Genomic DNA, 12,287 nt, shown 5'->3' on the forward strand with positions numbered 1-12,287 from the left:
GCACGGCGCCGGAAGTTCATCGCCGGCCCGCCGTCCATCGCGGTCTATACTGGCTCGCATCGGGAACCAGAGAGGGGAATATCGATGTTCGAGACCAGTTTCGTCGCCATCATCCTGTTGGTGGCCGGCGTCATCATCCTGTTCAAGACCGTGCGGATGGTGCCGCAGGGGTATGAATGGACGGTGGAGCGCTTCGGCAGGTACACGCACACGCTGGACCCGGGGCTGCATTTCCTGGTGCCGATCATCTATGGCGTGGGCCGCAAGGTGAACGTCATGGAGCAGGTGCTCGACGTGCCCAGCCAGGACGTGATCACCAAGGACAACGCCGTGGTGAAGGTCGACGGCGTGGTGTTCTTCCAGGTGCTGGACGCGGCCAAGGCGGCGTACGAGGTATCCAACCTGGAGCAGGCGACCATCGCGCTGGTGCAGACCAACATCCGTACCGTGATCGGCTCGATGGACCTGGACGAATCGCTGAGCCAGCGCGAAACCATCAACGCGCAACTGCTCAGCGTGGTCGACCAGGCCACCAACCCGTGGGGCATCAAGGTCAACCGCATCGAGATCCGCGACATCCAGCCGCCGCGCGACCTCATCGATTCGATGGCGCGGCAGATGAAGGCCGAGCGCGAGAAGCGCGCGCAGATCCTGGAAGCCGAGGGTTCGCGCCAGTCCGAGATCCTGCGCGCCGAGGGCGAGAAGCAGGCGGCGGTGCTGGAGGCCGAAGGCCGCAAGGAGGCCGCGTTCCGCGACGCCGAAGCACGCGAGCGCCTGGCCGAGGCGGAAGCCAAGGCGACCGAGATGGTCAGCAACGCCATCGCGCAGGGCGACGTGCAGGCGATCAATTACTTCATCGCGCAGAAGTACGTGGAAGCGTTCAAGGAACTGGCCACCGCGCCGAACCAGAAGTTCGTGCTGATGCCGATGGAGAGCAGCGGCATCATCGGCTCCATCGCCGGCATCGCCGAACTGGCCAAGGAAGCGCTGGGCAAGCAGCAGGCCGCGCCGCCGCGCGTGCCGCCGCCGCGGATGGGAGGCTGAGCCATGCGCTGGGACGTCGCGGGTTGGGCGGCGGTGGCGTTGCTGCTGTTCGCCGCAGAAACGATGGCGCCGGGCGCCTTCATGCTGTGGATGGGATTCGCCGCGGCGGTGGTGTTCGTCGGCGTGCTGGCGGTACCGGGCATTCCGCTGCTGGCCCAGGTCGCCGCCTTCGTGGTGCTCAGTTTCGTTTCCATCCAGATCTACCGCACGTGGTTCCGCGGCAAGGCCCGGCATAGCGACAGGCCGCTGTTGAACCGCCGCGCCGAACAACTGGTCGGCATCGCGGCCGTGCTCGACCAGGCGATCGCCGGCGGCCGCGGCCGGGTCAAGATCGACGACGCGTTCTGGGTGGTGGAAGGTCCCGACCTGCCGGTGGGTACCCGCGTGCGGGTCGTCGCGGTGAACGGCATGACGTTGAAGGTGCAGGAGGCTTAGTGGGAAGTGCGATGCGCACATGGTCGATGGCCCTGCTGGCACCGTTGTCGGTGCCACCACGGACCTGATCGGCCGCGTGATGCCGCCATATCCCGCCGGGCTGGATGAACTGGGCGGCAGCTGCGTTTCCGCTTCCGCCGGCGCCGCGCACGTGTGCGACTACTCGGTGGGCGTACTCGCGACGCCCGCCGTCGACCAGGCCGGCGAGCCGGTCCCGCGCTTCGTGGTGGCCGGGCAACTGGCGGGGCGCGACGGCGCCCGCGCGCAATGGCGCATCACCGACGCGCAGCCGTACCCGGCCGGACGGTCCGACTACTACCTCCAGTTCGGCACCTGCCGCGTGAATGGCCGGGACGACGCGCACGTCGCCGCGCTCGTGCGCCAGCACGACACCGTGACCGAGTGGTTGAAGGATGTCGCTTGGGCGGGCCGCCTGCGGTTGCCGGATGCCCGGTTCGACATGCTGGACGTGCGCACCGTGGACTGCATCAACGAGGCCTACTACGGGTTGTAGCGGTACCGCACCGCGCCGGTGCGTTCTGGGATAATGCGCTTCTTTGTCCGTCCCGGAAGCCGTCATGACCCAGAAGACCATCCTCAACGACACCCATCGCGCGCTTGGCGCCAAGATGGTCGACTTCGGCGGCTGGGACATGCCGATCCACTACGGTTCGCAGATCGAGGAACACCACCAGGTGCGCCGCGACGCCGGCATGTTCGACGTCAGCCACATGACCGTGGTCGACCTGCACGGCGAGCGCGTGCGTGAATTCCTCCGCCAGCTGGTCGCCAACTCGGTGGACAAGCTGCAGAAGCCGGGCAAGGCGCTGTACACGGCCATGCTCAACGAGTGCGGCGGCGTGATCGACGACCTGATCATCTATTTCCTCGGCGAGTCGTTCTTCCGTCTGGTCGTCAACGCAGCGACCCGCGAGAAGGACCTGGCGTGGATCACCGCCCAGGCCGCCGCCTTCGACGTGCAGGTCACCGAGCGTCCCGACTTCGCCATGATCGCCGTGCAGGGGCCGACCGCGCGCGAGCGCGTGCACGGCCTGCTGCGCGAGGAGGATCGCGCGAAGGCCGGCAAGCTGGCCCGCTTCGCCGCCGTCGACGCCACCAGTGCCGGCGGCGTGCCGCTGTTCGTGGCGCGTACCGGCTACACCGGCGAGGATGGTTACGAGATCGTGTTGCCGCAGGCGCAGGCCGTGGCGTTCTGGAACGCGCTGCTCGATGCGGGCGTCAAGCCGGCCGGGCTGGGTGCGCGCGACACCTTGCGCCTGGAGGCGGGCATGAACCTCTACGGGCAGGACATGGACGAGTCGGTGTCGCCGTACGAAGCGGCGCTCGCCTGGACGGTGGCGCTGGACGAAGGCCGCGCGTTCACCGGCCGCGCCACGCTGGAAGCGCAGAAGGCCGCCGGCGCGCCGCGTCAGATGATCGGCCTGGTGATGGACGAGAAGGGCGTGCTGCGTCACGGTCAGAAGGTGCTCACCGCGCATGGTGATGGCGAGATCCTGTCCGGCACCTTTTCACCGACGCTCGGCAAGGCGATCGCGTTCGCGCGCGTGCCCGCCGGCGACGTGCCCCTTGGAACGGCCGGCGGCGTGCGCGTGGACATCCGGGGCAAGGAAGTGCCCGTGCGCGTGGTGAAGTTTCCCTTCGTGCGCGAAGGCCAGGCCCAACCAGGCGTTCTGGAATGAAACCGCCGCGGGTGTCCTGCCACCCGCTCGATCCTCCGCTAGACTATCGCCTCCTTCCCGACCTATCGCACCGATCCGGAGTAGCCCATGAGTGAGATTCCCGGCGACCTGAAATTCCTTAAGTCCCACGAATGGGCCCGCGTGGAGAGCGACGGTCGCGTCACCGTCGGCATCTCCGACCACGCGCAGGGCCTGCTGGGCGACCTGGTGTACGTCGAGCTTCCCAACGTGGGCGATCGCATCGAGGCCGGCAACGCCAGCGCCGTGGTCGAATCCGTCAAGGCGGCGTCGGACGTGTACAGCCCGGTGACCGGCAAGGTGCTGGAGGTCAACGCCGCGCTGGCCGACAAGCCCGAGACCATCAACGAAGACGCCTACGGCGACGGCTGGATCTTCGTGATCGAAGTCGAAGAGCCGGACCAGCTCAACGAACTGCTGTCGCCCGACGACTACGCCGAGCTGATCGAAGACGACGACCACTGAGGACTGCCCCCGGGCAGTCCCCTCGCGGGGAATCGGCAACGGCGGACGTTTCGCCGGCGCCGGTTCCCCGTTTTTTTTCCGGAGACAGCCGACATCGCGACCGGCGACATGGTGCGCTGCGCCCGGCGGCGTACGACCGCATGCCGACCGACGAACGGCGAGTACAAGCGCGGTGGATTCCACCGTCGCAAAGATGATCCGACAGGCATCGCCGGCGCCGCGCGGATGCGTTCCTTGCCGATGCCGCGGGAGGCGAACACGCCGATGCCGTCGTCGCTGGAAGGAAAAATCTTTGCGCAGTTCGGCGCAAACGGGCTTGTGCGACGCGAAATCGGAAGCCGCTCCGGAAAGTTTTTTTTAGCCTGCGTTCAAGCCGTTCGAGCACGCGTCGGCGGTCCTGACGCACCTGCCTCGTCGTCGCCTTCGTCGCACGCGTGCAATGTCGCGACGAAAAAAAAGCGCGTTTTACCGATGTTTTTTTTCAGGCCGATGTCCGTCGGCACCGGTCCGCACTTCCGGCGACGGAGCGATGCCGGCGCCACAGACACTTTCCATCGCCACCCCGGTGCGATGCCCGAGAAAAAAAAGTTGCACGAAGGTGTTGACACCTTGAAAAACCGTGATTAGGTTTCGCCCCAAGCAGCGCTTGCTGCGGAAGCGAGTGAGTCGAATCAACACGACAGCGCGAAAGACAACACAGCCCATCGTCCGCACCGGGATCACGGTGGACGCAGGCCTCGCTTCCCCCGGAAAAACGCAACGCCCCTTCTTCAACGCACCCGTGTCGCCTGGCGACACGGGTGTTTTCGTATTTGTAGGGAGCCTGGTTTCGCACACCTGGCACCCTGGGGAATCCGCATCGCCGCGCGTGTCGCGACGACGGCTGCCGACGGGTCCGACTCCCGCGGCGTTTCTTGCAGCTGGGCCTGCCTCCGGGCAGATGTGCTGTAACCAGACGTAACCATCCATAGTTCTATTGACGAGGAGCCATCACATGGCAATGAAGAAAGCTGCGAAGAAGAAACCGGCCGCCAAGAAGGCTGCCAAGAAGGCCACCAAGAAGTCTGCGGCCAAGAAGACCGTGAAGAAGGCAGTGAAGAAGGCTGCCAAGAAGGTCGCCAAGAAGGTCGCCAAGGCCAAGAAGGCAGTGAAGAAGGTCGCCAAGAAGGCCGCCAAGAAAGTAGCCAAGAAGCCGGCGAAGAAGGCTGCCAAGAAGTCCGCGAAGAAGACCACCAAGAAGGTCGCCAAGAAGTCCGTGAAGAAGGCTGCCAAGAAGGTCGCCAAGAAGCCGGCTAAGAAGGCTGCCAAGAAGACCGCGAAGAAGGCTGCCAAGAAAGTAGCCAAGAAGCCGGCCAAGAAGGCCGCGAAGAAGGCCGCCAAGAAGCCTGCCAAGAAGTCCAAGAAGAAAGCGGCCCCCGTCACGCTGCCGGCCACCCCGGCTCCGCTGATCTAAGCCCACCCCGGTTATCCGTAACACCATGGACTCTCTCCCTGTGCCCAGCGGGGGGAGAGTTTTTTTATGGGCGACCGGCTAGGCTGCCGGATATCGAGTGCCGTGGAGGCGATGCATGAAGTTCATCAGGTGGGTGTTGGCGGCCATCGCCGTGCTGGGACTGGGGTTCGTGCTGGGCGGGTTGTTGCTGCCGTCGACGACCCACGTCGAGCGCAGCATCGTCGTTGAACGCGATCCGGCGCAGGTGTTCGCCGCACTCGATTCGTTCGAACGCTTCAACGCGTGGTCGCCCTGGGCCGAGTACGACCCCCAGGCGACGTACACCTTCGAGGGGCCGGCCAGCGGCGTGGGCGCGCGCATGCGCTGGGTAGGCAACCAGGCGGTGGGCCGTGGCAGCCAGGAAATCACCGCGAGTGAACCGCACCGTCGGATCGACGTGGCATTGGACTTCGACGGCAACCAGGCGCAGGCGAGCTACCTGCTGGTACCGGAAGGCCAAGGAACGCGTGTGACGTGGGCGTTCGACAGCGCCCACGGAATGAACCCGTTCAAGCGCTGGCTGGGCCTGGTATTCGACCGGATGATCGGTGCGGACTACGAGAAAGGGCTGGCCAGGCTCAAGGCCATGCTCGAACACGACACACCGCGCTGACTGCGGCGCACGCGGTGGCGCGATGACCGCACCGACGTGCCGACAGGTAACCGCTCAGCGAGGCGAAGCGGTGCCGCGATGGGAGGACGTACCGCTGTCCTTCCGGCCGTCGACAGGTGTTCCGTCAGGCGACTCGGCCAGCAGCAGATCGGCGTCGGCTGGCGTCTCGACCCACGGTTGGCCCGGCAGTCCCATCGCACGATCGAGAATGGTGGGCAGCAGGCCCGACGGCAACGAGCTGTCGCTGTTCCACACCAGCGCCACGCCGAAGTCCTGGCCCGGAACGAGCGCGACCAGGCCACGGTAGCCCTGCACCGCGCCGGCATGGAAGACCACCTGCTGCCCCGCGTAATCGAATACGCGCCAACCCAGCGCATAGCTGGCGGAGTGGATGCGCTCACGACGCCAGCCGCCGCGCATTTCGCCGGGCGTGTTCACCACCGGCGCGTGCAGCGTCGCCAGCAGCGGCGCAGGGAGCACATCGGGGCGATGGCCGGTCTGGGCGATCAGCCATTGCGCCAGATCGCTGACGCTGGCGTTGACGCCGGCCGCCGGTGGCAGGCGGTAGTAGGTCGGCTTCGGCGTGAGCGACACCCAGCCGTTGCGGCTGCGGACGTGCGGGCGCGCCCAGCGCGTGCTGCCCTCGATGCCGGCCAGGCCCATGCTCGCATCGTTCATGCCCAGCGGTTTGAAGATGCGGCGATCCACCGCCTGATCGTAGAAGGTGCCGGACGCGGCGAACACCACGTCGCCGATCAGGCTGTAGGCGACATTCTGGTAGGCGTAGCATTCGCCGGGGGCGCACTTCAGTGGCGCGTAGGCCAGCTTGCGGGCCACGTCGTAATACTCGGCGTTGGCTTCGATGTCGCGATCGAAGGCGTTGTGCGCCTGCAGGCCGACGCTGTGGCTCAGTACGTCCGCGACGGTGACATGCGAGGTCGCGTTGGCATCGCTCAGCTGGAATCCGGGCACGAACTGGTTGACCTTGCTGTCCCAGCGCAGCGAGCCGTCCTGCACCATCAGTCCGGTCAGCGTGCTGGCGAAGGCCTTCGACAGCGACGCCAACCGGAACACGGTGTGCGAATCGACCTGCTGCGGATTGACCACGTCGGTGACGCCGTAGCCGCGCGCGCTGAGCACGCGACCGTTGTGGACGATGGCCATCGCCAGTCCCGGCACGCGCTGGCCGACGGTCAGATGCTCCGCCATGGTCTCGAACGAGCGCACGTCGAAGCCGGCCGCGAGCGGGCGGATGTTCTGTTCGGCCAGTGAGGCGCGGTAAGGCAGCGGCTGCGTCGGCGACACATAAGGCGCTACGCTGGCGGCGGCGCTGCTGGTGGCTGCGGTCGCCTCGGTACCGTGGTTGGCGGCGGTCCAGCGCAATGGCGTCTGCGCGGTGGACGAGAGCGTCAGGGGAAGCAGCAGTCCGACCAGGCCGATCCTGACAACGTGCAGCGACCGCCGGCTTGTCTTGAGTTTCATCGTGCGTGACGCCTGCGTAAGCTCATGCCTTCGGGGATCATAACGCCGCTTTTTTCGATTGCACAAACAAGGAGAGGTTCCATGTCCATGTTGTTCATCCTGCTGCTGATAGTAGGTGTGGCGGTCGTCGCAATTCTGTGGGGCACGGGCATCTACAACGGGCTGGTGACCGCACGCAACGCGTTCAGGAATGCCTTCGCCCAGATCGACGTGCAACTTCTGCGCCGGTTCGACCTGATCCCCAACCTGGTGGAGACCGCGAAGGGCTACATGAACCACGAACGCGAGACGCTGGAGGCGGTCGTGGCGGCGCGTTCAGCCGCGCAGTCCGGCCTGGCGACGGCGAAGGCGAATCCCGGCGATCCAGGCGCGATGGCGCAGCTGGCGGCTGCGCAGGGTCAGCTGAATGCGGGATTGGGGCGCCTGCTGGCCGTTGCGGAGGCCTATCCCGACCTGAAGGCCAACCAGAACATGATGCAGCTCACCGAAGCGCTGACATCGACCGAGAACAAGGTCGCGTTCGCGCGGCAGGCCTACAACGACGCGGTGATGGCCTACAACAACAGGCGCGAGATGTTCCCGTCGAGCGTGGTGGCGGGCGCGTTCAACTTCGCGCCGGCGGCACTGCTCGACCTGCCGGCGGAACAGGCGGCGCAGGTGCGCGAGGCGCCGAAGGTGCAGTTCTGAGCCGGCGGGGCAGGCCATGAACTTCTTCGAACACCAGGCTGCCGCGCGGCGCGGTTCTTTCCGCATGGTGCTGCTGTTCGCGCTGGCGGTGGCGGGCATCGTCGCCGTCGTCGACCTCGCGGTGGTCCTGCTGTTCGGAGCGCGTGCGGCGTCCGAGGAAGGTGGCGCATCGTTGATGGTCATGCTGGTGCTGGCGACGCTCGGCACGCTGGCAGTGATCGGATTGGGCTCGCTGTACCGGCTCGCCTCATTGCGCGACGGGGGCGGTGCCGTGGCGCAGCAGCTGGGCGGTAGCGAAGTCCCGCAGGACACGACCGATCCGTCGCTGCGCCGGTTGCGCAACGTGGTGGAGGAAGTCGCCATCGCGTCCGGCGTGCCGGTACCGCGGCTCTACGTGCTGGAGCATGAAGCGGGCATCAATGCCTTCGCGGCCGGCTACTCGCCCGCCGACGCCGTGGTCGCGGTCACCCGCGGCGCGCTGGATCGCCTGAACCGCGACGAGTTGCAGGGCGTCGTCGCGCACGAGTTCAGCCATATCCTCAACGGCGACATGCGGTTGAACATCCGGCTGATGGGCGCGCTGTTCGGCATCATGATGCTGGCCATCATCGGCCAGCGCGTGCTGGTCTACGGGCGTGCCGGTCGAGGAAAGGACGGCGCCGCGGTACTGCTGCTCGCGCTGGCGGCGATGATCGCAGGCGGCGTGGGGCTGTTCTTCGGCCGCATGATCAAGGCCGGTGTCAGTCGCCAGCGGGAACTGCTGGCGGATGCATCGGCGGTGCAGTTCACGCGGCAGACGCAGGGCCTGGCCGGTGCACTGAAGAAAATCGCGGGGCTGCACGCCGGGTCGGCGCTGGAGGACAAGGGCAAGGTGGAAGAGGTCAGCCACATGCTGTTCGGCGCAGGGCGCGCGTATCCGCACCTGTTCGCCACGCATCCGCCGCTGCTGCAGCGCATCCGCACGCTGGATCCGCTGTTCGGCCAGCAGCAGCTCGACGACCTCACGCGGCGCTGGGCGAGCTCGCCGCCGGATGGCCTGCTGGAAGATCTGGCCCTGCGCATCGCGCCCGGTGACCCGTCCCCGTTGCCGCCGGCGACAGGCAGCGTGCCACTGACCCCGCCGATGGTGGCATCGCAGGTCGCAACGCCGATGCAGGACGACTACGGTCGCGCGCATGTCATCGCCGGCACGCTGCCCGACGGGCTGCGGCACGTGGTACGCCAGCGCGACCTGGTCATGCCGCTGCTGCTGGCGCTGGTGCTCGACGAGTCGGCGCCGGTGATGGCGAGGCAGCGCATCGAGATCGCCGCACGGCTGGGTGAAGCGCGGGCCGCCCAGGCCATCGAGGTGCGCGACACGCACCTGCGCGCGCTGCATCCGGCGCATCGCCTGCCGCTGGCGGCATTGGCGTTTCCGGTGCTGCGCCGCTTCCCGAAGCCGGAACTGGACGCCTTCATCGATACCGTCGATGCCGTCGTGCACGCCGATGGCCAGGTCTCCCTGTTCGAATACTGCCTGGCGCGCCTGCTGCAGGTGCAGGTGCGCGAAGCGCTGGCGCCGGGGCGGAACCCGCCGTTCGGGCGACGCAAGCCGGGCGATGTGCGGATACCGTTTGCCACCCTGCTGGCCGTCGTCGCGCAGGCGGGACACGACACGCCGATGAAGGCACAGCACGCCTACCTCGCCGGACTGCAGCGCGTGCTGCCGCGCGACCACCTTCCGTATGCGCCACCGCCGCAAGGCGTGCTGGCGCTGGACGCCGTGTGGGAACCGCTGGATGCGCTGGATCCGCTCGCCAAGGAACTGCTCGTCGAAGCCCTGACGGCCGCCGTCAGCCACGACGGCCAGGTGCGCGTGCCGGAAATCGAACTGCTGCGCACGATCTGCGGATCGCTGCATTGCCCGTTGCCGGCGATGCTCGAAGGCAAGTGAACCCCGGAAACGCCGGTGGGGCGTTCGATCCGTGCACGAGCGAGAGGAGGGCGACGTCATGATGAAGCGGCGATGGATGCTGGTCACGGTGGCGATGCTGGCCGTCGCGCCGGTGCAGGCCACCACCTGGGGCACCGATACCGTGCAGGATCCCGTATCCGGCAAGCCGTGCGCGGTGAGCAGTCCTGCGAGCTTCGGCGGCTACGTGTACCAGTGGCCGGAGAAGTACGACCAGGTGTTCTGGCCGCTGACCGATCCGATGGGGATCTGGCTGTGCGATGCCTCCGGCTTCGCCACCTTCATCGGCGACATCGAACTCGAGGAAGGCGAGAAGCAGGCCATCGCCGCGCTCCTGCGCGACGCGCCACGGCTGCCGGAGCAGGCGACGCTCGCGGCCAGGCTGGAGCGTCTGGAGGCGATCTATGCGCTCAGGACGCTCACACCCGATGCGCGGTCGCGCATCCTGCGTGCGCTCGCCTACCAGTACCAGTCCGATGGCCAGCAGGCCAGGGCCGATGCGCTGCGCGAGCAGGCCCGCACCCTCATGGAGGCGCGTCTTCAGGACCAGGCGCTTCCGCTCGACCTGCGGCTGAAGTACCTGTTCGTCACTGCCAACTACGCACGCGAGCGTGGCGATGCGGCCGAGGCCGACCGCAGGCTGGATGCGCTGGCGACTCGGCTGCGTGAGGCGCAGAAGGACGACAAGGTGAAGGACTACGCTGCGTACCTGGACGAACTGATCGTGCCGTCCCGGACCATCGCGCCCGGCGGCGTGCTGGCGCCGGAGCCGTAAGTCACGCGTGCGGGGCGGCCATCCGTCCCCTGATCAGGTCCGAGGCCCGCTCGGCGATCATGATGGTCGGCGCGTTGGTGTTGCCGCCGATCAGCGAGGGCATCACCGAGGCATCGACCACGCGCAGCCCGTCGACGCCACGCACCCGCAGTTGCGGGTCGACGACCGCGGACTCGTCGTCGCCGATGCGGCAGGTGCCGACCGGGTGATAGACGGTTTCCGCCTTGGCGCGGATGAAGGCGACCAGTTCCGCATCCGAGAGGTCGGTACGCGAAGGATGGATCGGGGCGCCCCGGTAGGCATCGAACGCCGGCTGCGCGAACAGGTCGCGCGACAGCGTGGCGCATTCGACCATCATCTTCAGGTCGAAGCCTTCCGGGTCGCTGAGATAGTTGGCCTCGATGCGTGCGTCGGCGCGCGGATCGGCGCTGGCCAGCACGATGCGGCCACGGCTGCGCGGCCGCAGGAAGCAGGCATGCAGTGTGTAGCCATCGCCGGGCAAGCGGTGGCGGCCGTGGTCGTCCAGCATTGCAGGGACGAAGTGCATCTGGATGTCGGGGCGGTCGTCCGGCGCCAGCGACGAACGCACGAAGGCGCCGGCTTCGGCGATGTTGCTGCTGCCGGGACCCCGGTGGCCGCGCAGGAAGTAGTCGAAGGCGGTCTTCAGTTCGCTGGTGCGGTCGTAGGTGACGGGCTGGGTGCTGTGCTGCAGGGTGCAGATGTCGAGATGGTCCTGCAGGTTGCGGCCGACGCCCGGCAGCGCATGGCGGACGCTGATGCCCGTCTGTTCCAGATGGTCCGCAGGCCCGATGCCGGACAGCATCAGCAACTGGGGTGAATTGATCGCACCGCCGCTCAGCAGCACTTCGCCGCCGCAACGCGCCACGACCTCATGGCCACCGCGCGCGTAGGCCACGCCGACGGCGCGCCCCTTCTCCAACAGGATGCGGCGCACCAGCGCGCCGGTGACGATGTCCAGGTTCTGGCGATCGCGCGCGGGGTCCAGATAGGCCACCGCCGACGAGCAGCGGGCGCCGTCCTTCTGCGTGACCTGGTACAGGCCGAAGCCGGCCTGTGTGGTTCCATTGAAGTCGTTGTTGCGCGCGAAGCCGGCCTGCACGCCGGCTTCGATGAAAGCCGTGGACAAGGGATTGGTGTAACGCAGGTCGGACACGTACAGCGGACCGTTGCCGCCGTGCAGCGCATCGGCGCCACGCGTGTTGCGCTCGGAGCGGCGGAAGTACGGCAGCGCGTTGGCCCAGTCCCAGCCGTCGGCGCCTGCGTTCGCCCAGTCGTCGTAGTCCTGCGCGACGCCGCGGATGTAGCACATGGCATTGATCGAACTGGAGCCGCCCAGCACCTTGCCGCGCGGCCACCACAGGCGACGGTTGTCCAACTGCGGTTCGGGTGCGGTGTCGTAGTTCCAGTTCATGCCTTTCTGCCCGACCAGCTTGGCCAGGCCGGCGGGCATGTGGATGAAGGGATGCCAGTCGCGCGGGCCGGCCTCCAGCAGCAGCACGCGGCATGCGGGGTCTTCGCTCAGGCGGTGGGCCAGGACACAGCCGGCGGACCCGGCGCCCACGATGATGTAGTCGTACACATGCTGCCCTGTTGCGAAGTCCGGC

At 67.2% G+C, this 12,287-nt stretch carries 13 protein-coding genes; 11 read left to right on the forward strand and 2 right to left on the reverse strand.

What is annotated here, in order from left to right:
• Positions 1–84: 84 nt before the first annotated feature.
• From V7060_RS15930 to V7060_RS15965, 8 genes are all read left to right on the forward strand, one after another.
• On the forward strand, positions 85–1,044 hold the full coding sequence (locus tag V7060_RS15930) for an SPFH domain-containing protein (protein ID WP_334180230.1): 960 nt from the start codon (positions 85–87) through the stop codon (positions 1,042–1,044).
• Between the two features lie 3 nt (positions 1,045–1,047).
• Positions 1,048–1,479 (forward strand): NfeD family protein, encoded by a 432-nt coding sequence (locus V7060_RS15935; protein ID WP_334180231.1) that lies wholly within the window; start codon positions 1,048–1,050, stop codon positions 1,477–1,479.
• Positions 1,480–1,498: 19 nt separating this feature from the next.
• Positions 1,499–1,993, forward strand: coding sequence for a hypothetical protein (locus V7060_RS15940; protein ID WP_334180232.1), 495 nt, complete (start codon positions 1,499–1,501; stop codon positions 1,991–1,993).
• 64 nt (positions 1,994–2,057) lie between these two features.
• A complete protein-coding gene (gene gcvT / locus V7060_RS15945) occupies positions 2,058–3,179 on the forward strand; it encodes a glycine cleavage system aminomethyltransferase GcvT (protein ID WP_334180233.1) in 1,122 nt (373 codons plus the stop codon).
• An 87-nt stretch (positions 3,180–3,266) separates the two neighbouring features.
• Positions 3,267–3,662 carry a glycine cleavage system protein GcvH gene (gene gcvH, locus V7060_RS15950; protein WP_334180234.1) on the forward strand — a complete coding sequence of 132 codons (396 nt, stop codon included), beginning with the start codon at positions 3,267–3,269 and terminating at the stop codon, positions 3,660–3,662.
• Positions 3,663–3,770: 108 nt separating this feature from the next.
• Positions 3,771–4,289, forward strand: a complete 519-nt coding sequence (locus tag V7060_RS15955) for a hypothetical protein (RefSeq protein WP_334180235.1) — start codon at positions 3,771–3,773, stop codon at positions 4,287–4,289.
• 367 nt (positions 4,290–4,656) lie between these two features.
• On the forward strand, positions 4,657–5,115 hold the full coding sequence (locus tag V7060_RS15960) for a hypothetical protein (protein ID WP_334180236.1): 459 nt from the start codon (positions 4,657–4,659) through the stop codon (positions 5,113–5,115).
• Between the two features lie 115 nt (positions 5,116–5,230).
• Positions 5,231–5,767, forward strand: coding sequence for an SRPBCC family protein (locus V7060_RS15965; RefSeq protein ID WP_334180237.1), 537 nt, complete (start codon positions 5,231–5,233; stop codon positions 5,765–5,767).
• 54 nt (positions 5,768–5,821) lie between these two features.
• On the opposite strand, the gene V7060_RS15970 is transcribed toward V7060_RS15965, so the two are convergent.
• Complete coding sequence (locus V7060_RS15970) at positions 5,822–7,249, reverse strand: serine hydrolase domain-containing protein (RefSeq protein WP_334180238.1); 1,428 nt, start codon at positions 7,247–7,249, stop codon at positions 5,822–5,824.
• 87 nt (positions 7,250–7,336) lie between these two features.
• On the opposite strand from V7060_RS15970, the gene V7060_RS15975 reads away from it, so the two are divergent.
• The 3 genes from V7060_RS15975 to V7060_RS15985 are packed head-to-tail and all read left to right on the forward strand — an operon-like array spanning position 7,337 to position 10,662.
• Complete coding sequence (locus V7060_RS15975) at positions 7,337–7,936, forward strand: LemA family protein (RefSeq protein ID WP_334180278.1); 600 nt, start codon at positions 7,337–7,339, stop codon at positions 7,934–7,936.
• A 16-nt stretch (positions 7,937–7,952) separates the two neighbouring features.
• Positions 7,953–9,869 (forward strand): M48 family metallopeptidase, encoded by a 1,917-nt coding sequence (locus V7060_RS15980; protein WP_334180239.1) that lies wholly within the window; start codon positions 7,953–7,955, stop codon positions 9,867–9,869.
• A 58-nt stretch (positions 9,870–9,927) separates the two neighbouring features.
• The gene (locus V7060_RS15985) at positions 9,928–10,662 is read left to right on the forward strand and encodes a hypothetical protein (RefSeq protein ID WP_334180240.1); all 735 of its coding nucleotides are present in this window, start codon (positions 9,928–9,930) and stop codon (positions 10,660–10,662) included.
• Between the two features lies 1 nt (position 10,663).
• Here the strand turns inward: V7060_RS15985 and V7060_RS15990 are convergent, their stop codons facing one another.
• A complete protein-coding gene (locus V7060_RS15990) occupies positions 10,664–12,262 on the reverse strand; it encodes a choline dehydrogenase (protein WP_334180241.1) in 1,599 nt (532 codons plus the stop codon).
• Between the last annotated feature and the right edge of the window lie 25 nt (positions 12,263–12,287).

The sequence above is a fragment of the Pseudoxanthomonas sp. genome (genome assembly GCF_036845285.1).
Taxonomy (GTDB): domain Bacteria; phylum Pseudomonadota; class Gammaproteobacteria; order Xanthomonadales; family Xanthomonadaceae; genus Pseudoxanthomonas_A.

Excerpts from the sequence above, each read along its gene's own strand:
- V7060_RS15930 (WP_334180230.1), top strand. The coding sequence starts at position 85 with ATGTTCGAGACCAGTTTCGTCGCCATCATCCTGTTGGTGGCCGGCGTC.
- V7060_RS15935 (WP_334180231.1), top strand. The coding sequence starts at position 1,048 with ATGCGCTGGGACGTCGCGGGTTGGGCGGCGGTGGCGTTGCTGCTGTTC.
- V7060_RS15940 (WP_334180232.1), top strand. The coding sequence starts at position 1,499 with ATGGTCGATGGCCCTGCTGGCACCGTTGTCGGTGCCACCACGGACCTG.
- gcvT (WP_334180233.1), top strand. The coding sequence starts at position 2,058 with ATGACCCAGAAGACCATCCTCAACGACACCCATCGCGCGCTTGGCGCC.
- gcvH (WP_334180234.1), top strand. The coding sequence starts at position 3,267 with ATGAGTGAGATTCCCGGCGACCTGAAATTCCTTAAGTCCCACGAATGG.
- V7060_RS15955 (WP_334180235.1), top strand. The coding sequence starts at position 3,771 with ATGGTGCGCTGCGCCCGGCGGCGTACGACCGCATGCCGACCGACGAAC.
- V7060_RS15960 (WP_334180236.1), top strand. The coding sequence starts at position 4,657 with ATGGCAATGAAGAAAGCTGCGAAGAAGAAACCGGCCGCCAAGAAGGCT.
- V7060_RS15965 (WP_334180237.1), top strand. The coding sequence starts at position 5,231 with ATGAAGTTCATCAGGTGGGTGTTGGCGGCCATCGCCGTGCTGGGACTG.
- V7060_RS15970 (WP_334180238.1), bottom strand. The coding sequence starts at position 7,249 with ATGAAACTCAAGACAAGCCGGCGGTCGCTGCACGTTGTCAGGATCGGC.
- V7060_RS15975 (WP_334180278.1), top strand. The coding sequence starts at position 7,337 with ATGTTGTTCATCCTGCTGCTGATAGTAGGTGTGGCGGTCGTCGCAATT.
- V7060_RS15980 (WP_334180239.1), top strand. The coding sequence starts at position 7,953 with ATGAACTTCTTCGAACACCAGGCTGCCGCGCGGCGCGGTTCTTTCCGC.
- V7060_RS15985 (WP_334180240.1), top strand. The coding sequence starts at position 9,928 with ATGATGAAGCGGCGATGGATGCTGGTCACGGTGGCGATGCTGGCCGTC.